15 protein-coding genes are annotated in these 17,754 nt (G+C 70.7%); 3 read left to right on the top strand and 12 right to left on the bottom strand.

Features of this window, described 5'->3' with window-relative positions:
• The first annotated feature begins 62 nt into the window (after positions 1–62).
• Positions 63–1,034 (top strand): LLM class flavin-dependent oxidoreductase, encoded by a 972-nt coding sequence (locus AB0F04_RS26225; RefSeq protein ID WP_362045146.1) that lies wholly within the window; start codon positions 63–65, stop codon positions 1,032–1,034.
• 108 nt (positions 1,035–1,142) lie between these two features.
• Here AB0F04_RS26225 and AB0F04_RS26230 read toward each other — a convergent pair whose 3' ends face one another.
• The 4 genes from AB0F04_RS26230 to AB0F04_RS26245 all read right to left on the bottom strand — a co-directional run bounded on the left by AB0F04_RS26230 (position 1,143) and on the right by AB0F04_RS26245 (position 7,439).
• Positions 1,143–2,561, bottom strand: a complete 1,419-nt coding sequence (locus tag AB0F04_RS26230; RefSeq protein WP_362045149.1) for a sugar porter family MFS transporter — start codon at positions 2,559–2,561, stop codon at positions 1,143–1,145.
• A 223-nt stretch (positions 2,562–2,784) separates the two neighbouring features.
• The gene (gene smc, locus AB0F04_RS26235) at positions 2,785–6,363 is read right to left on the bottom strand and encodes a chromosome segregation protein SMC (RefSeq protein ID WP_362045152.1); all 3,579 of its coding nucleotides are present in this window, start codon (positions 6,361–6,363) and stop codon (positions 2,785–2,787) included.
• A gap of 212 nt (positions 6,364–6,575) precedes the next feature.
• Positions 6,576–6,779 (bottom strand): hypothetical protein, encoded by a 204-nt coding sequence (locus AB0F04_RS26240; RefSeq protein ID WP_030852030.1) that lies wholly within the window; start codon positions 6,777–6,779, stop codon positions 6,576–6,578.
• Between the two features lie 378 nt (positions 6,780–7,157).
• Positions 7,158–7,439 carry an acylphosphatase gene (locus tag AB0F04_RS26245; protein WP_031108009.1) on the bottom strand — a complete coding sequence of 94 codons (282 nt, stop codon included), beginning with the start codon at positions 7,437–7,439 and terminating at the stop codon, positions 7,158–7,160.
• 161 nt (positions 7,440–7,600) lie between these two features.
• On the opposite strand from AB0F04_RS26245, the gene AB0F04_RS26250 reads away from it, so the two are divergent.
• Both AB0F04_RS26250 and AB0F04_RS26255 read left to right on the top strand, forming a co-directional pair.
• Positions 7,601–8,743 (top strand): CAP domain-containing protein, encoded by a 1,143-nt coding sequence (locus AB0F04_RS26250; protein WP_362045155.1) that lies wholly within the window; start codon positions 7,601–7,603, stop codon positions 8,741–8,743.
• A gap of 105 nt (positions 8,744–8,848) precedes the next feature.
• On the top strand, positions 8,849–9,247 hold the full coding sequence (locus AB0F04_RS26255; protein WP_362045158.1) for a helix-turn-helix domain-containing protein: 399 nt from the start codon (positions 8,849–8,851) through the stop codon (positions 9,245–9,247).
• Here AB0F04_RS26255 and mutM read toward each other — a convergent pair.
• The 8 genes from mutM to AB0F04_RS26295 all read right to left on the bottom strand — a co-directional run bounded on the left by mutM (position 9,237) and on the right by AB0F04_RS26295 (position 17,606).
• On the bottom strand, positions 9,237–10,097 hold the full coding sequence (gene mutM, locus AB0F04_RS26260) for a bifunctional DNA-formamidopyrimidine glycosylase/DNA-(apurinic or apyrimidinic site) lyase (RefSeq protein WP_362045161.1): 861 nt from the start codon (positions 10,095–10,097) through the stop codon (positions 9,237–9,239). The genes AB0F04_RS26255 and mutM overlap by 11 nt on opposite strands.
• Positions 10,098–10,199: 102 nt before the next feature.
• On the bottom strand, positions 10,200–11,048 hold the full coding sequence (gene rnc, locus AB0F04_RS26265) for a ribonuclease III (RefSeq protein WP_362045164.1): 849 nt from the start codon (positions 11,046–11,048) through the stop codon (positions 10,200–10,202).
• Between the two features lie 7 nt (positions 11,049–11,055).
• Entirely contained in the window at positions 11,056–11,229 is a 174-nt protein-coding gene (rpmF, locus tag AB0F04_RS26270; RefSeq protein WP_003951102.1) for a 50S ribosomal protein L32, read from the bottom strand.
• Between the two features lie 2 nt (positions 11,230–11,231).
• A complete protein-coding gene (locus AB0F04_RS26275) occupies positions 11,232–11,882 on the bottom strand; it encodes a YceD family protein (RefSeq protein WP_362045167.1) in 651 nt (216 codons plus the stop codon).
• A gap of 129 nt (positions 11,883–12,011) precedes the next feature.
• A complete protein-coding gene (locus AB0F04_RS26280; protein WP_362045170.1) occupies positions 12,012–13,097 on the bottom strand; it encodes an ATP synthase F0 subunit B in 1,086 nt (361 codons plus the stop codon).
• Positions 13,098–13,196: 99 nt separating this feature from the next.
• Complete coding sequence (gene coaD / locus AB0F04_RS26285) at positions 13,197–13,676, bottom strand: pantetheine-phosphate adenylyltransferase (RefSeq protein WP_362045527.1); 480 nt, start codon at positions 13,674–13,676, stop codon at positions 13,197–13,199.
• Between the two features lie 26 nt (positions 13,677–13,702).
• Positions 13,703–14,290 (bottom strand): 16S rRNA (guanine(966)-N(2))-methyltransferase RsmD, encoded by a 588-nt coding sequence (rsmD, locus tag AB0F04_RS26290; RefSeq protein ID WP_362045172.1) that lies wholly within the window; start codon positions 14,288–14,290, stop codon positions 13,703–13,705.
• 82 nt (positions 14,291–14,372) lie between these two features.
• A complete protein-coding gene (locus AB0F04_RS26295) occupies positions 14,373–17,606 on the bottom strand; it encodes a helicase-related protein (RefSeq protein ID WP_362045175.1) in 3,234 nt (1,077 codons plus the stop codon).
• Positions 17,607–17,754 lie beyond the last annotated feature (148 nt).

The following is a 17,754-nucleotide window of genomic DNA, read 5'->3' on the forward strand; positions in this document are numbered from 1 at the left end:
ATGTCTGACGTGCCGTCAGCTAACGTCCCCCGGACACCCGCCCGGCGGAGGGAGACGCCCCCATGCCCGTCACGGTCGCACGCTTCAACCTCGTCGCCCCCGGGGCGACGCCCGCCGCGCTCGGTGCCCGCTACCGGGCGGCCCTGGAGATGGCCGCGTACGCCGACGACCGGGGTGTGAGCACCGTGCAGACGGAGGAGCACCACGGGGCGGACAACAACTGGCTGCCGTCGCCGTTCGCCTTCGCGGGGGCCGTCTTCGGTGCGACCCGGCGTGTCGCGGTGACCGTCTCGGCGATCATCGGCCCGCTGCACGACCCGCTGCGGCTGGCCGAGGAGATCGCCGTGCTGGACCTGCTGAGCGGCGGCCGGCTGGTGACGGTCGCCGGGATCGGATACCGGCCCGAGGAGTACGAGCAGTTCGGCGTGGACTTCGCCCGGCGCGGCAGACTCCAGGACGAGCTGCTGGAGACGCTGCTGGCGGCCTGGACGGGCGAACCCTTCTCCTACCGGGGCCGCACGGTCCGTGTCACCCCGCGCCCCTGCACCGAACCGCACCCGCTGCTCCTGGTCGGCGGCTCGTCCCGGGCGGCCGCCCGCCGCGCCGCCCGGCTCGGGCTGCCGTTCTTCCCGAGCGCGCACCTGCCGGAGCTGGAGGCGTACTACAAGGAACGGCTGGTCGAGTACGGCACCGAGGGCTGGGTGATGATGCCCGCCGCCGAGACGCCCCTGCTGCACGTGGCGGAGGATCCGGACCGGGCCTGGGCGCGCTACGGGCGGCACTTCCTGCACGAGGCCCGGACGTACGCCGCCTGGCAGCCGGGCGGGATGCGCTCGGCGGTGAAGTCGGCCGCGGCGACGGTCGAGGAGCTGCGCGCGGAGGGCGTGTACCGGATCCTCACCCCGGAGGCGTGCGCGGCGCTGGGGCTGGAGTCCTATGTCCTGCATCCGCTGGCGGGCGGGATGCCGGTGGAGGAGGGGTGGCGCAGCCTGCAGCTGTTCTGCGAGGAGGTGCTGCCCCGGCTGGCCGGGTGAGACGACGGACCGCCGCCCCGGCTCGGGCAGTGGCCGAACCGGGGCGGCGGCGGGTCACGGGGAGAGGGGCAGCGGGGACTTGGCCCGTCTCCCCGAGTCTCGGGAGGACTAGCCCATCTCCTCCAGGGCCTTGCCCTTCGTCTCCTTGACGAACTTCAGGACGAACGGGATCGAGAGCGCGGCGCACGCGGTGTAGATCACGTAGGTCGCGGAGAGGTTCCAGTCGGCCAGCGACGGGAAGCTCGCGGTGATGGCCCAGTTGGCGATCCACTGCGCCGCGGCGGCCACACCCAGGGCGGCGGCCCGGATCCGGTTCGGGAACATCTCGCCGAGCATGACCCAGACGACCACACCCCAGGACAGGGCGAAGAAGAGGACGAAGACGTGCGCGGCGATCAGGGCGATCCAGCCCTGCGTGGCCGGCAGCTTGCCGTCGACGAGGTGGTGGGAGAACGCCCAGGCCTCCAGCGCCAGGCCGACGACCATGCCGACCGAGCCGATGATCGCGAGCGGCCGGCGGCCGATGCGGTCGACGAAGATCATCGCGATGACGGTGCCGACGATGTTGATGATCGACGTGGTGAAGGAGTAGAAGAACGAGTCCGCGGGGTCGACGCCGACCGACTGCCACAGCGTCGCGGAGTAGTAGAACGCGACGTTGATGCCGACGAACTGCTGGAAGACCGACAGGCCGATGCCGATCCAGACGATCGGCTTGAAGAAGAAGCCGCCGCCGAGCAGGTCCTTGAAGCTCGACTTGTGCTCGCTCTTCATGGCGCCCTCGATCTCGGCGACACGGGCGTTCAGGTCGACGTCCTTGCCCTCGACCTCGGCGAGGATCTCCCGGGCGCGCTCGTGCTTGCCGACGGAGATGAGGAAGCGCGGGGACTCGGGGATGGCGAAGGAGAGCAGGCCGTAGAGGACGGCCGGGACGACCATGACGCCGAGCATGACCTGCCAGGCCTCCAGGCCCATCAGTTTGCCGCGCTGGTCACCGTCGGCGGCGTTCAGCAGACCCCAGTTGACCAGCTGCGACACGGCGATGCCGATGACGATCGCGGCCTGCTGGAAGGAGCCGAGCCGGCCGCGGTAGGCGGGCGGGGCGACCTCGGCGATGTAGGCCGGGCCGATCACGGAGGCCATGCCGATGGCGAAGCCGCCGACGACACGCCAGAAGGCGAGGTCCCACAGCGCGAAGGGCAGCGCGGAGCCGACGGCGCTGACGGTGAAGAGCGCCGCGGCGATCTGCATGCACCGGATGCGGCCGATGCGGTCGGCTATGCGGCCGGCGGTCGCGGCGCCCACGGCGCAGCCGATGAGGGCGATGGCGATGACCTGGGCGAGGGCCGCGGATCCGACGTCGTAGCGGTCACGGATGGCCTCGACGGCGCCGTTGATCACGGAGCTGTCGTAGCCGAAGAGGAAACCACCCATCGCGGCCGCCGCCGCGATGAAGATGACGTGCCCGAGATGATCGGGGTGAGCCGTCCTGGCTCCTGACTTGGGTGCCTGCGCTGTGCTGGTCACGTGTACTCCTCGGGCCACCGGCAACGCTGCCGGAGGGGATCAGCCCTTCGAGGTGCCACCTGAAGGTACCTGAAGGTAAAAGGAACGTTGCCGAGACTATGCCTTCAAGTTTCGAAGTCAATAGGTCATGACCCGTGAATCTGAGGCAGGGATGTGTCGGCTATGTGTTCAAGTGTTGAAGCCGCAGGATCACGCAGGTGAGACCGGTGTACGTGACACCTATTCAGCGGAGGCGCTGGCTGATGACCTTCGACACACCGTCGCCCTGCATGGAGACGCCGTAGAGGGCGTCGGCGACCTCCATGGTGCGCTTCTGGTGGGTGATCACGATCAGCTGGGAGGCTTCCTGGAGCTCCTGCATGATCCGGATGAGCCGCTGGAGGTTGGTGTCGTCGAGAGCGGCCTCGACCTCGTCCATGACGTAGAACGGGCTGGGCCGCGCCTTGAAGATCGACACGAGCATCGCCACCGCGGTCAGCGACCGCTCCCCGCCCGAGAGCAGCGACAGCCTCTTGACCTTCTTGCCCGGCGGACGCGCCTCGACGTCCACGCCCGTGGTGAGCATGTTGTCGGGGTCGGTCAGGATCAGCCGCCCCTCACCACCGGGGAACAGCCGGCTGAAGACGCCCTCGAACTCCCGGGCGGTGTCGCGGTAGGCCTCCGTGAAGACCTGCTCGACGCGCTCGTCGACCTCCTTCACCACCTGCAGGAGGTCCGCCCGCGTCTTCTTCAGGTCCTCGAGCTGTTCGCTGAGGAACTGGTGGCGCTCCTCCAGCGCGGCGAACTCCTCCAGGGCGAGCGGGTTCACCTTGCCGAGCTGCTGATAGGCACGCTCGGCGGCCTTGAGGCGCTTCTCCTGCTCGGCCCGGACAAACGGCCTGGGCCGGTTGCGCGGGTGCTCCGGGTCCTCCGGCAGCTCCTCCCCCTCGGCGGGGGGCGAGGGCGGCACGAGCTGGTGCGGTCCGTACTCCGCCACCAGTCCGGCCGGTTCGACACCCAGCTCCTCCAGCGCCTTGGTCTCCAGCTGCTCGATGCGCAGCCGCTTCTCGGCGCCGAGTACCTCGCCGCGGTGGACCGAATCCGTCAACTTGTCGAGCTCGCCCTTGAGATCACGCCCCTCGGTGCGGGCGCGGGCGAGTTCCTGCTCGCGGCGGGCCTTGGCGGCCTCGGCGGCGGTGCGCTCCTCGTCGGCGCGGGCCAGGGAGACCTCGACGTGCGCGAGCAGCTGCCGGGCACCGGCGCCGACGGCCTCGGCGACGGCCGCCTCGTGCCGCAGCCGGGCCCGCCGCTGCTCGGCACGCGCGCGTGCCTCGCGTTCCGCGCGGGCGGCCCGGTCCAGGGAGTCGGCCCGTCCGGCCAGTGCTTTGACCCGTTCCTCGTGCGTACGGGCCTGGAGCCGGGCCTCCATCTCGGTCTGGCGCGCGTTGGCACCGTCGGCGGCGAGCCGGTCCCGGGCGGAGGTGTCGGGCTCCTCCTCGATCGGCATCTCCTCGGCGACGGCGAGCCGCTCGGCGAGTTCCTCGACCTCCTGGAGCGCCTTGTCCAGGGCGTCCTGCGCCCGGGCCGCCGCGGCGGCGGCACGTTCTGCCTCACCGGTGGCACCGCGCGCCTGGCCCCCCAGCCGACCGAGCTGCTGCGCGACGCCCGACTTCTCCCGGTCGGCGGCCCGGCGCCGCTCCCCCAGTTCCTCGACCAGCGCGGCGCATTCCCTGCGCCGCGCCACGGCCGAGGTCTGTGCCTCGGTGAGCGCCCCGCAGCGGACGGCCAGCTCCTCCAGTTCGGCAGCGGCCTCGTCGACGGACGCCTGCACTTCCAGGAGGCTGGGTGCGCCGGCGGAGCCGCCGTGGGCGAAATGGGCGCCCAGGAGATCGCCTTCGGCGGTGACCGCGGTGAGGTGGGGGTGGCTGTATACGAGGTCTTCGGCGTCTTCGAGGGTGCTGACGACGACGATGCCCTGGAGCAGGCGGCGGACGGCCGGCATGAGGTCGGAGGGGCCGCGGACCAGGTCTGCGGCCAGGGTGTGACCTGCGACTGCGGGTGCGTCGGGGCTGGTCGCGCGGTTCCCCGCGCCCCTGAGGGCGTCATCTCCTGCCAGGAGCAGGGTCGCCCGGCCTCCGTCCTGTTTGCGGAGGAGCCTGATCGCCTCCGCGGCCGACGACGGGCTGGTCACCGCGATCGCGTCCGCCGCCGCCCCGAACGCCGCGGCCACGGCGACCTCGTGGCCCGGGGTCACCGTCAGGAGTTCCGCGGCCGGGCCGAGCAGCCCCGAGAGGCGGTCCTTCGCCGCGAGCAGGATCCCGGTGCCGTCCTTGCGGCGCAGGCCGAGTGCCAGTGCCTCGTGGCGGGCCTGGGTGGCGGCTCGTTTCCGCTCCGCCGCCGTGGCCTCCTCGCGGGCCGCCGTGAGCGCGGCCTCGGCCTCGGTCAGCTGCTGCTTGGCCGCCTCGTGCCGCTCTGCGAGTTCCGCGTCTCCGGCGTCGAGGCCGTCGACCTCGGCCTTGAGTGCCTCGTACTCCTCTTGGGCGGCGACGGCGCGTTCCTGCGCCTCGTCGCGGGCGGCGGCCAGGCGTTCGATCTCGGCCTGGGCGGAGGCCGCACGGGAGCGGGCGGCGTTGACCTGGCCGCTGAGGCGGGCCAGGCCCTCACGCCGGTCGGCGATGGCCCGGGCGGCGTCCTTCAGGCGCCGTTCCTCCTCGGTGAGCGCGCGCTCCAGCTCGGCGCGGTGGGCGACCGTGTCCTCCAGGGCGCGTTCGGCCGCTTCCAGGGCCGCTTCCAGCTCGGCCTCCTGCTCACGGATGCGGGCGGCCTCGCGCTCCATGTCCTCCGGGTCGCGGCCGCGGCGCTCCTCTGGTGGCGTCGAGGTGGCGCTCTTCACCCGGGCGTCGGCCAGGGAGATCGTGCCCCGCACCCGCTCGGCGAGCTGGGAGAGCTCGTACCAGGTCTGCTGGGCGCGGTGGAGGCGCGGCGCGAGACGGCGGACCTCGTCCTCCAGGAGGGCCTCACGCTGGAGCGCCTTGCGCAGCTCCTGCTCGGCGGACTCCTTGCGCTCCTTCAGCGCGGCCTCGTCGGCGATCTCGGCCTTGAGTGCTTCCCGGAGCCGCACGAGGTCGTCGGCCAGGAGGCGCAGGCGGGCGTCGCGCAGGTCGGCCTGGATGACGGCGGCCCGGCGGGCGACGGCGGCCTGGCGGCCGAGCGGCTTGAGCTGGCGCCGGAGCTCGTCGGTGAGGTCCTGCACGCGCGCGAGGTTGGCCTGCATCGCGTCCAGCTTGCGCAGCGCCTTCTCCTTGCGCTTGCGGTGCTTGAGGACCCCTGCGGCCTCCTCGATGAAGGCGCGGCGCCCCATGGGGTCGGCGTGCAGCACGGAGTCGAGCTGGCCCTGCCCGACGATCACGTGCATCTCGCGGCCGATGCCGGAGTCGGAGAGGAGGTCCTGGATGTCGAGGAGGCGGCAGGTGTCGCCGTTGATCTGGTACTCGCTGCCGCCGTTGCGGAACATGATCCGCGTGATGGTGACCTCGGCGTACTCGATGGGCAGGGCCCCGTCGGAGTTGTCGATGGTCAGGGACACCTCGGCGCGGCCCAGCGGGGGGCGGCCGGTGGTGCCGGCGAAGATGACGTCCTCCATCTTGCCGCCGCGCAGCGACTTGGCGCCCTGCTCGCCCATGACCCAGCTGAGAGCGTCGACGACGTTGGACTTGCCCGAGCCGTTCGGTCCGACGACGCACGTGATCCCCGGCTCGAACCGAAGGGTGGTCGCCGAGGCGAACGACTTGAACCCGCGGAGGGTCAGGGCCTTGAGGTGCACGCCGCCGGACTCTACCGTCCGGGTGTGTCTCACTCCATGAACCCGCGGTTTCGCCGCTGAACGCGCAGGGCACATCAGACGTTAAAGACGGTGAAAGGATGCGGGGGCAAGAAAGAAGGGACGCCGACAGGGCGTCCCTTGCACTTCTGACAACTAGGCGGTTGTGACGGGCGGCCCAACCACTGCTGTGCTGTTGTGGAGCGGTGCAGTGATCAGGTGAGCGCAGGCTCCGCCTGGTGTGCGTCAACGCTCTCCATGATCCTGTCGTGAGAAGCGGCAGCCGTGAGCGCCTCGTTCTCAGCCTGGATTCGTCCGAGCTCGGATTCCAGGTCCTGGACGCGCTGCTGGAGCCGTCGCATCTCGGCGAGGAGTCGCGGGTCGGAGCCGCCGACGTAACCGAGAAGCGCCTTTGCCATGATGGATGGTCCTCCACAATGCGTGACCGACCGCTGCGGTGTGGGTCGTGAGGGATTCGCACCCGCAGTCTTGGCAGGGCCTGGAGTTGTACTGCCGTTCAGCCATGCCAAACAGCTAAGGTGCGCGGGGCTTTCAGCGTCTCACCAAAAAGTTTGACGGTCAACACGATCACGCCCCGTATTGGGGGGCGGTCCGGGCACGCGCGGCCTGGAACGGCCGTACTGCGGCTTCTGCGGGGCCCTCGGGGCGTGGCGATCATCCTTGCGTGTGGAGCGTGCCAAGGCAAGCGGTTCCGGCAATCACCAGCGAGTTTCCTCTCCGGCCGGCTGTCGGCACGCCGCCGGGAGGCCGCCTTTGAAGCGGCCCGGCGGGCGTGATCAGCGGATGGCGAAGCCGTCGTACCCGCCGCGCGGTGTGTCCCAGATCTCGGTGACGCCGTCCACACGGCCGGGCGTGTCGTCCCCCTGGAGCCACTCCAGCAGGCCCTCGCAGCCCTCGCGTCCGCCCTCGGCGACCACTTGGACTCGGCCGTCGCCCAAATTGAGAGCAAAGCCACTCAGGCCGCCGATCTCCAAAGCCTTGGCCCGCGTGAACCAGCGGAAACCCACACCTTGGACGCGTCCACGCACCCAGGCGACCAGTCGCACATCCTCGCTCATGACTGCAACCTAACCGCCCAAACTCTCTCCGGGCACTTCCTCCACTTGCGCCATGCGGTACCGTCCCCCCTCAACGAATCTCATATGAAACTCACACGATCGAGTGAGTTTGGTGTTGATCTCGAGGACGAGTCGACCGCCAGGACGAGGAAGGCCAGGACATGGGACGCCACCGACGCTCCGACGCCGGCCGCGCCGCCACGGGCCGCGCCACGGGAATCACCCACGCCGACGGTTTCGCGGAGGGGCACGATCCGCTGTACCCCACCGCGGACGACGCCCCGACGATGGGCATCGCGCCCTATCTGAACCCGGAGGCGTACGCCGAGACCAGTGCCCGGAGCGAGGCCTATCTGTTCGGAGCGGAGGCCTCCGCGGCCGGTGACCGCTTCACGGACACGGCCGTGTTCTCGAGCGACGGTTTCGGCTCCGACGGTTTCACCCCCGACGGCGGCACCCGGCGCGCCGGCTCCCACCGCCGCCGCAAGAAGGCCGCCCGGCCGGTGCGCACCGGCCTGCTCGGCGTCTCCGCCGCCGTCGCCCTCGGCACGGTCGCGGTCGCCACGGGCGCGGTGCCCGGCCTCGACAACTACAAGCTCGGCGGGGGCGGCGGGGCCGACAAGGTCCAGGCCGGTGACACGCCGACGAACGCCCCGGTCGAGCAGGGCGGCACCGCCGGCAGCGCCGAGAGCCGGGACGAGACGTCCACCAGCCGGGACGCCGAGCGTTCCAGCTCACCTTCGCCGTCCGCCTCGAAGACCTCGGCCGCGCCGACGAAGACGCCGGAGAAGCCCGAGAAGACGCCGGAGAAGGCCCCGGAGAAGAAGGAGCCGACGGCCACCCCGAGCAAGAAGCCGGACACCACGCCCTCCCGTACGGCCACGAAGGCGCCGAGGACCCCCAACGCCTCCGCCGCCCTGACCGGGGAGTCGGCCGCCGCGGCCCAGGTGCTCAGCCTCGTGAACGAGGAGCGGGCCAAGGTGGGCTGCAGCCCGGTCGCGGCCGACAGCGCTCTCACCGACCTGGCCCGGAGCTACAGCGAGGACATGGCCGCGCGGGGCTTCTTCGACCACACCGACCCCGACGGCCGCACCCCCTGGGACCGGGCCGAGAAGGCCGGGATATCCAACCTGGGCGGGGAGAACATAGCCCGCGGCCAGGCGAGCGCCGCAGCAGTGATGGACGCCTGGATGAACAGCCCCGGCCACCGCGCCAACATACTGAACTGCGATTTCAAGACGCTGGGCGTCGGAGTCGAGTTCGGCTCCGGCGGCCCCTGGTGGACGCAGAACTTCGGCTACTAGGCCCTGCTGACGGCACCGGCCGGCCTGAGGAGCCGCGGCCCACTAGCGCTTACTTCTGGTTAGTGCGATCTGTTGGTTAGCGCTGCGCTGGCGTACGCTGGGCGTATGACCACGACCCAGGGACCCACGGAGGACCTCGACGACCTCCCGTTCAACGTGTTCGCCAAGGCCTGCCCGTCGCGCGGCACGCTGGAGCACGTCACGGGCCGCTGGGGCGGCCTCGCGCTCGGCGCCCTGTACGAGGGGTCGCTGCGCTTCAACGAGCTGCGCCGCCGCGTCGACGGCGTCAGCGAGAAGATGCTCTCCCAGACGCTGCACGCCCTGGAGCGCGACGGTCTGGTCCACCGCGAGGCCCAGCCGACCAATCCGCCCCGGGTGGACTACGAACTGACGCCGCTCGGGCGGGACGTGGCCGAGCGGCTGCTCGCCCTGATCCACTGCGTGGAGGGCAGCATGGAGCAGGTGCTGGCCGCGCGCGAGCGGTACGACTCCGCTAGGGCGTGATCCTGGGCGGCCGCTGGCACTTCGGGCAGTAGTAGCTCGACCGGTTCATCCAGGGTCGTCGCCGCATGGGTGTGCCGCAGCGCCGGCAGGGCAGGCCCTCGCGCCCGTACGCGTCGAGCGACCGGTCGAAGTAGCCCGACTCGCCGTTGACGTTGACGTACAGGCTGTCGAAGCTGGTACCGCCCACCGCGAGGGCCGCGTTCATCACGTCCCGGACGTGCCCCAGCAGCATCAGGGTGCGGGGGCGGGTGAAGGTCGCGGTCGGGCGCTCGTAGTGGATACGGGCGCGCCACAGGGCCTCGTCCGCGTAGATGTTTCCGACACCGCTGATCAGCGACTGGTCGAGCAGGGCCCGCTTGATCGTGGACCGCTTGCGGCGCAGCGCCCGGTGGAAGGCATCGTCGTCGAAGCGTTCGTCGAGCGGGTCGCGGGCGATGTGCGCGATGACGTCCGGCAGGCCCTCGGGGGTGTTGTCGTGCAGCGAGAGGCCGCCGAAGGTGCGCTGGTCGACGAAGCGGAGTTCGGTGTCCAGGGCGTCGGTGAAGCGGACGCGGATGCGCAGGTGCTTCTCGTCCGGCGCGGTGTTCGGCTGGACCAGGAGCTGGCCGCTCATGCCGAGGTGGGCGAGGATCGACTGGTCGGTGTCCTCCAGGGGGAGCCACAGGTATTTGCCGCGCCGGCTGGGGACGCCGATGCGGTGGCCCTTGAGACGGTGTGCGAAGTCGTCGCCGCCCGCGAGATGGCGGCGTACCGCGCGCGGGTGCAGCACCTCGGCCTCGGCGACGGTGCGGTGGGCGACCCACCGCTCGAGACCGCGCCGCACGACCTCGACTTCGGGCAACTCGGGCATGGGCTCCCCCGTCACGGACCTGTGGATGACGCGAGCGCCCGCCCCGGGCAGGGGCGGGCGCTCGGGTGCGCTGTGTGCCGCCCGGGTGCGGGCGGCGGTCGGTCAGCCGCCGGCGCTGCCGTCGCTGACCGTCTGGGCGGCCTGAGCCGCGGCCGTCGCCGTCGCCTCGGCGTCCTTCGCCGCCTTGGCGCGCTCGTCCGCGGCGGCCCGGATGGACCGCCATGCGGACTCGGCGGCCTGCTGCTCCGCCTCCTTCTTGCTGCGGCCGGTGCCGGTGCCGTACGAGACGCCTCCGACGCGGGCGGCAGCAGTGAAGGTCTTCTCGTGGTCGGGGCCCGTCTCCGTGACCAGGTACTCGGGCACACCGAGCCCCTCGGTCGCGGTGAGCTCCTGGAGACTGGTCTTCCAGTCCAGGCCGGCTCCGAGGTTCGAGGACTTCTCGATCAGGGGGTCGAACAGGCGGTGCACGAGCTCCGCCGCCGAGTCCAGTCCCTGGTCCAGGTACACCGCGCCGATCACCGCTTCAAGGGTGTCGGCGAGGATGGACGCCTTGTCCCGGCCCCCCGTGCCCTCTTCACCCCGGCCGAGCCGGATGAAGGAGCCCAGGTCGAGCCCGCGGCCCACCTCGGCGAGCGCACGCGAGTTCACCACCGCGGCCCGCAGCTTGGCCAGCTGGCCTTCTGGCAGGTCGGGGTGGGTGCGGTACAGCGTGTCCGTGACCACGAGGCCGAGGACGGAGTCCCCGAGGAACTCCAGGCGCTCGTTGGTCGGCAGACCGCCGTTCTCGTATGCGTACGACCGGTGGGTCAGTGCGCGCACCAGAAGGGCGGACTCGAGCTTGTACCCGAGCCGCCCTTCCAGAAGCGTGTGGGACGAGGCCTGGTTGTCCGCCGGAGCACTCCCGCTCGCACGGGAAGACTTGTTCTTAGGCGTGGACACAGTGCCTCTCACCAGCCGCTCAGACCTCGAGGACCTGGCGCTTGTTGTAGGTGCCGCACGACGGGCACGCGATGTGCTGCTGCTTGGGCTCGTGGCAGCGCTCGCACGCAACCAGGGTGGGGACCGCAGCCTTCCACTGCGACCGGCGGTGGCGCGTGTTGCTGCGCGACATCTTCCGCTTCGGAACAGCCACGGCTACTTCTCCTGCTTCTCGTCGACGCCCGCTTCCGCGTCAGCGCCGCTCATCTCGTCCTTCTCGCCGTCCTTCATGGTGCCGGCGAGTCCCTGCAATGCCGCCCAACGGATGTCGACGGCGTCGTGGTGGTGGTCCGGGTCGTCCGCCAGCCGCGCGCCGCACTCGGCGCACAGCCCGGGGCAGTCTTCCCGGCACACCGGCTGCATCGGCAGTGCGAGCACCACCGCATCACGCAGCACGGGCTCGAGGTCGAACAAGCCGTCCTCGAGGAAGAGCCTGTCCTCGTCGTCCTCGGCGTCGTCGCCCGGTTCCGCGATCACGCGGCCCCGGTCGTCGGCGTCAGGGTACGAGAACATCTCCTGGAACTCCGCTTCGAGCTGCTGCTCGAGCGGCTCCAGACACCTTACGCACTCCCCCTCGGCCGCGGCACGGGCGGTGCCTGTGACGAGCACCCCTTCCATGACCGACTCCAGGCGGAGTTCGAGCTCCACCGGGGCGCCTTCCGGCACTCCGATGACTCCCTTGATACCGAAGTCCTTGGGAGCGTCGACCGTGCGGGTCAGGCGCTGCAGCGCACCAGGCCGCCGGCCCAGCTCGTGTGTGTCGAACACGAGGGGGTTGCGGTGGTCGAGGCGGGCGTTCAGGGCCATTCCAACTTTCGGTCTGCTGAGCTCTGGGGGACGCTGCCTTTCGTTGTTCCCGGGCAGCGTTGATCGCGGACGTACGCGCGACCGAAGAGCCAGGATACTGGACCTTTCGCTCTCGGCCCAATCCGGGGCTCAGCCCTGACCGCGGCCCTGCTCGTAGGCCCGCAGCTGCTCGGCGCTGATCATCCCGGTGTCGAAGAGACTGGTCTCGTCCAGGGCGTACCCCTGCTGGGCGTGGTGACCCTGTTGCGGCTGCTGCTGGACCTGGTTCGGGTCGTAGGCGGCCTGCTGGGGGTCGTAGCCCTGATACGCGTAGGGATCGGCGTGCTGGTAGCCGTACGGATCCTGCTGAGCCGCGTAGGCCTGCTGCGGGTAGCCGCCGTACGGATCGGGCTGCCGGGCGGTGTCGCCTCCCGCAGGGGCGTAGTCGGCAGCCGGGGCGTAGGCCGGCTGCGCATAGTCCTGCTGCTGGGCGGGCTGCGCCGCCGGGGGCTTCTCCTCGGCGAGGGCGGCCAGGTCCGCGAGGTAGTCGGCGTCGCTGGAGTGCTGGACGGTGCTCGCGTCGTCGGCGAGGGAGCCGAGGTCGTCGGTGGCGATCCTGCCGTGCAGCTTCTGCCGGCCGCGGCCGACGGCCTCCAGGGTCTTGGCGAGCACCGCCTCGAAGGCGCCGAGCTTGACGTCGACGTACTCGTCGGCGCTGCGGCGCTGGGTCTGCGGGTCGTGGCTGCGCTCGGGGGCGTCCTCGTCCTCGTAGCCCTGCTCGTCGGTGCCGGGGCCGGTGCCCAGGAGCTTCTCGCGGCCACGGCCGACGGAGCCCAGGGTCTTGGTGAGGACGACCTCGAAGTTGGCGAGCTTGGAGTCGACGTACTCGTCGGCCTCGGCGCGGATCTCCTCGGCCTCCTGGCGGGCCTCGGCGAGGATCCGGTCGGCCTCGGCCTGGGAGCGGCGGGCGACCTCGGTGCCCGAGATCAGCGAACCGCGCTCGGCGTGCGCGCTCTCGATGATCTGCTGCGCCTCCTGGCGGGCCTGCTCGACCATCTGCTCGCGGCCGCCGATCAGCTCCTGCGCCTGGGCCAGGGAGTCGGGCAGCGCCGCGCGTACCTCGTCCAGCATCGCGAGCAGGTCGGCGCGGTTGACCACGCACGAGGCCGACATGGGCATGGACCGGGCGCCGGAGATCGCGGAGACGATCTCGTCGAGCTTCTTCTGCACGTCCACCGTGTGCTCGCCACTCTCTACAGATGCGTTGGAGACGGACGGGACGACTGTACGGCCATGAGGTCGCCCCGGGACACCGGGTGACGGACCGTCAGAGCGTCAGTCCTTGCGCAGGCGCCGGGTGAGCGCCTCCAGGACCAGCGGCGGCACCAGGTGGGAGACGTCTCCGCCCCAGGTGGCGACCTCCTTGACCAGGGACGACGACATGAAGCTGTAGGTGGGGTTGGTGGGCACGAAGAGTGTCTCCACGCCCGAGAGGCCGTTGTTCATCTGGGCCATCTGCAGCTCGTAGTCGAAGTCGCTGACCGCGCGCAGGCCCTTGACGATGGCGGGGATGTCCCGCATCTTGCAGAAGTCGACGAGGAGACCGTGGAAAGCCTCGACCCGGACGTTGCCGTAGTCGGCGGTGACCTGGCGGATCAGGTCGATCCGCTCGTCGATCTCGAAGAGACTCTTCTTGGACTTGTTGATCATCACCGCGACGTAGACCTCGTCGTACAGGCGGGAGGCGCGGGAAATGATGTCCAGGTGTCCGTTGTGGATGGGGTCGAACGACCCGGGACAGACGGCGCGGCGCACTTGTGATCCCTCGCTCTCCGGTCCGGTCATCGTGCGTCTTCGCACGTAGAGGCGGCGCGACCGTACCAAAACGTTCCCTCGCCGTAGCGACGGGCCCGCAGGGGTTCGAAACCCTCGGGCCACCGGAATTCACCGCCTCTGGTGCTGCGCTCCACGGTGACGAGGGCTTCCTCGGCGAGCCAGCCTTCCGTGCGGAGTGTGAGGAGGATCTCCCGAAGATCGTCGTCCGTGACGGCGTAGGGCGGGTCGAGGAAGACGAGGTCGTAGGGGCTGCCGGGGGGCGCCGTGCGGATGATCTGTTCCGCTTTGCCTGATCTGACCTCGGCGCCGGGGAGTCCGAGGTTCTTCACGTTGTCGCGGACCGTGCGGACGGCTTTGGCGTCGGCCTCGACGAGGAGGGTGTGGCTCGCGCCTCGGGAGAGGGCCTCGAGGCCCACGGCGCCCGAGCCTGCGTAGAGGTCCAGGACGCGTTCGCCGTCCAGGGGGCCGCCCAGGAGGGACTGCCAGGTGGAGAAGAGGCCCTCGCGTGCGCGGTCGGAGGTGGGGCGGGTGCCGGTGCCGGGGGGCACGGCCAGGCGACGTCCGCCGGCTGTGCCGGCGATCACGCGGGTCATCTGTGGTCCTTGGTCGTGGGCGGCTTCAGGTATCAGTGTGGCTGGTCGCGCAGTTCCCCGCGCCCCTTGGGGGCAACACCCGTCACCCCTTGTCCAGGTACTGCTCCCTCTCCTCGTCCAGAAGGGCGTCCAGCGCAGTCCGCAGTGCGGGCAGCCGGGTCAGCTCCGGGTCCCCGGCCACGACCGCCGCCGCCTCTTCCCTCGCCTGCGCGATGATCTCCTCGTCGTCGATGACGGCGAGGACCTTCAGGGAGGTCCTGGCCCCGGACTGAGCCTGGCCCAGGACATCGCCCTCGCGGCGCTGCTCGAGGTCGATGCGGGACAGTTCGAATCCGTCGAGTGTGGAGGCCACCGCGCCCAGGCGCTGCCGGGCCGGGCTCGCCTCGGGCATCTCGGTGACCAGGAGGCAGAGGCCGGGGGCCGAGCCACGGCCCACGCGGCCGCGCAGCTGGTGGAGCTGGGAGACCCCGAAGCGGTCGGCGTCCATGATCACCATGGCGGTGGCGTTGGGGACGTTGACGCCGACCTCGATGACGGTCGTGGCGACGAGGACATGGGTCTCGCCGGCGGCGAAGCGGCGCATGACGGCGTCCTTGTCGTCGGGGTGCATCCTGCCGTGGAGCACCTCGACCCCGAGTCCCCGAAGAGGGCCCTTGGTGAGCTGGTCGGCCACGTCGAGGACGGCGAGGGGCGGGCGCTTCTCCGCCTCGTCCTCGGGGGACTTCTTCTTCGCGGACTTCTTCGGGTCGTCCTCCTCGTCGCCGATGCGGGGGCAGACGACGTACGCCTGGTGGCCGTTCTCCACCTCCTCGCGGACCCTTTCCCACGCGCGGGACAGGAAGTGGGGCTTGTCGGCGGCCGGGACCACATGGCTGGCGATCGGCGAGCGGCCGGCCGGCAACTGGTCCAGGACGGAGGTCTCCAGGTCGCCGAAGACGGTCATGGCGACGGTGCGCGGGATGGGTGTGGCGGTCATGACCAGCAGATGCGGGGGTTGTTTGCCCTTGCCGCGCAGGGCGTCGCGCTGCTCGACGCCGAAGCGGTGCTGTTCGTCGACCACGACCAGGCCCAGGTCGTGGAACTGCACCTTGTCCTCGATCAGGGCGTGCGTGCCGATGACGATGCCGGCCTCGCCGGTGGTGAGGTCGAGCAGGGCGTGCCGCCGGGCGGCCGCCCCCATGGAGCCGGTGAGCAGCACGACCTTGGTGGCCTGTTCGGCCCCGCCCAGCATGCCGCCCTCGGCCAGCTCCCCCATCATCTCGACGATGGACCGGTGGTGCTGCTGCGCGAGCACTTCGGTGGGCGCGAGCATGGCGGCCTGGCCGCCGGCGTCGACCACGGCGAGCATGGCGCGCAGCGCCACCATGGTGTTGTGGGTGACGGTGAAGTTGTCGGTGACGTAGGCATGGCTGGGGTGGGCGACGCTGATGCACTGGACAGGCTTGCGCCCCACGTACTCGACCGCCCGGATGCCGCGCCGGAACGTGTTGTGCTTCGGCCTCGGACGCACGCGTTCTGCTTTGCGGGTGAGCCGGAACGGGGCGTACCCGTCCGGCAGCGACACCTGCACGTTGTACGCGGTCTCCTGCGGAAGCACACGCGCCCGGCCGCCCAGAGAGCGCACGAGCCATGCGACGTCCTCCGCGAGCCGGCGTGAAGCCGAGCAGAGGGAGATGCTCATGCCGTCGGCCTGGAGGGTGCCGTCCGTGTCCAGAAGCCCTTGCAGGACGGCGAGACGGTCCTTGATGGAAGCGTTCTTGAAAACCGGTGGGACGAACTTGTCAGAGGACGTCCTTCCCCAGAGGCCCAGCTCGCGCAGGACCTGGATGACGGGATTCCGCACGCCTCCGGCACGTTGCCCGAGCTGGATCGTGTAGTCACAGTGGGATCCCTTCACCGGTACCAGCGAGCAATCAGGCGCCACTGCCGCCGCCACCGCCTCACGGATCTCGTCATCTGTGGTGGAAAGACGGACATTGTGCCGGAATGAGCCGTCCCCCAGCAGCAGCCCGATCAGGTAGGGGTCGAGGGGCAGCCCGGCGTCACCGCCGAGGTCGACCGGCCGCGCAGGCGGGATGTACCACTTCGAGGCCCCGTTGGCCTCGAACGTGTCGAGACGGATCTCCCGGGTCGTCATGACCTTGGGCGTCTGGCCGCCGTGCCCACCACAGCTCGTGCCGACGATCCAGAGATGCTCGTCGTCGCACTCGACGGAACTCCCGTCGGACAGGACCAAGCGCCACACATCGCGCTCACCCTGTGGGAAGACGCCATCGATCAGCCCGATGCCTCCATCCGGTACGACCACCTCGTCGCCCACACTCAGCTCTCCCATGCGACGGAAGCCCATGGGTGTGAGCACCTGCGCGTCGAGGGGCTGGGCCTTGCCCGAACCCACCTCCCCCTGCAGCAGCCGGTGCATCGGGTGGTCGGTGGCCAGGTCGTCGAAGATCTCGCGGGAGACGCGCTGCTGGCCGTCGGTGAGGGTGAAGGGGAGGCGGGCGTCGAAGGCGGCGAGGAGGCCGTCGGGGGACGGTTCGCGGGGGACGGCGGGGAGTTGGGCGTCGGCGTGCCGGCGGCGGGCCAGGGCGACCTGGAGGACGAAGGCCTCGTCCCACTTGAGGCGGGAGCGGGCGTCCTCGATGTCGGCCCTGGTGTGCGGACGGTGGATCTTGAGGAGGGCTTCGGGGAGCGGGACCAGGCCGCGGCCCTGGCGCAGGGAGTCCGGGAGCGGGTCGACGGCCTCCTGGGCGGTGGGCAGGACCGTCTGGATCGCCTTGCCGATCTTCCAGGACTCGAGCTTGGCGGTGGCCGGGTAGATCGGGATCAGGGCGCCCGCCCAGGTCTCGACGGACTCCTCCGGATCGCCGCGCAGCAACTCATAGGCGGGGTGGGCCAGTTGGAGACGACGGTTGAAGACGGAGACCTTGCCGGCGAACATCGCGCGGGTGCCCGGCAGGAGTTCCTTGTGGGGCTTGTGGACGCCCGCGCCGAAGAAGACCAGTTGGAGCCGGCCGCTGCCGTCGGTGATCGTGACCTCCAGGCGCTGGCCCTTGCCGCGCGGGGCCTTGGCGGAGGCGAACGTGTGCAGCCGGGCGTCGGCGACCTGCGCGACCACCGTGACGTGCTCGTCCATGGGGAGGTCGGCGAGGTGGGTGAGCTGGCCGCGCTCCTCGTATCTGCGCGGGTAGTGGTGCAGGAGGTCGCCGACGGTGAGCAGGCCGAGGTGCTCGGCCATCACCTTCGCGGTGGCGGGGCCGAGCACCGACTTCAGCGGCTGGCGCAGGGGTTCTTCCAGTGCGGGCACGAGATCCATTGCACACCACGCCACTGACAATGGCTTCCAGGCCCGCGGCCGGATCGTCGTAAAGATCCCGGAAACCCCTGGTCAGACGGCTCACCAGGGCCTTAGGATGACGCGCTCCCGGCCCTCTTCGCGGTCACCGCCCCACCGGGACCGCCCG

The sequence above is a fragment of the Streptomyces sp. NPDC029041 genome (assembly GCF_040637515.1).
Lineage (GTDB): Bacteria > Actinomycetota > Actinomycetes > Streptomycetales > Streptomycetaceae > Streptomyces.

Bases quoted from the DNA above. Each gene is read 5' to 3' on its own strand.
- AB0F04_RS26225 (WP_362045146.1), top strand. From the start codon at position 63: ATGCCCGTCACGGTCGCACGCTTCAACCTCGTCGCCCCCGGGGCGACG.
- AB0F04_RS26240 (WP_030852030.1), bottom strand. From the start codon at position 6,779: ATGGCAAAGGCGCTTCTCGGTTACGTCGGCGGCTCCGACCCGCGACTC.
- AB0F04_RS26245 (WP_031108009.1), bottom strand. From the start codon at position 7,439: ATGAGCGAGGATGTGCGACTGGTCGCCTGGGTGCGTGGACGCGTCCAA.
- AB0F04_RS26250 (WP_362045155.1), top strand. From the start codon at position 7,601: ATGGGACGCCACCGACGCTCCGACGCCGGCCGCGCCGCCACGGGCCGC.
- AB0F04_RS26255 (WP_362045158.1), top strand. From the start codon at position 8,849: ATGACCACGACCCAGGGACCCACGGAGGACCTCGACGACCTCCCGTTC.
- mutM (WP_362045161.1), bottom strand. From the start codon at position 10,097: ATGCCCGAGTTGCCCGAAGTCGAGGTCGTGCGGCGCGGTCTCGAGCGG.
- AB0F04_RS26275 (WP_362045167.1), bottom strand. From the start codon at position 11,882: ATGGCCCTGAACGCCCGCCTCGACCACCGCAACCCCCTCGTGTTCGAC.
- rsmD (WP_362045172.1), bottom strand. From the start codon at position 14,290: ATGACCCGCGTGATCGCCGGCACAGCCGGCGGACGTCGCCTGGCCGTG.
- AB0F04_RS26295 (WP_362045175.1), bottom strand. From the start codon at position 17,606: ATGGATCTCGTGCCCGCACTGGAAGAACCCCTGCGCCAGCCGCTGAAG.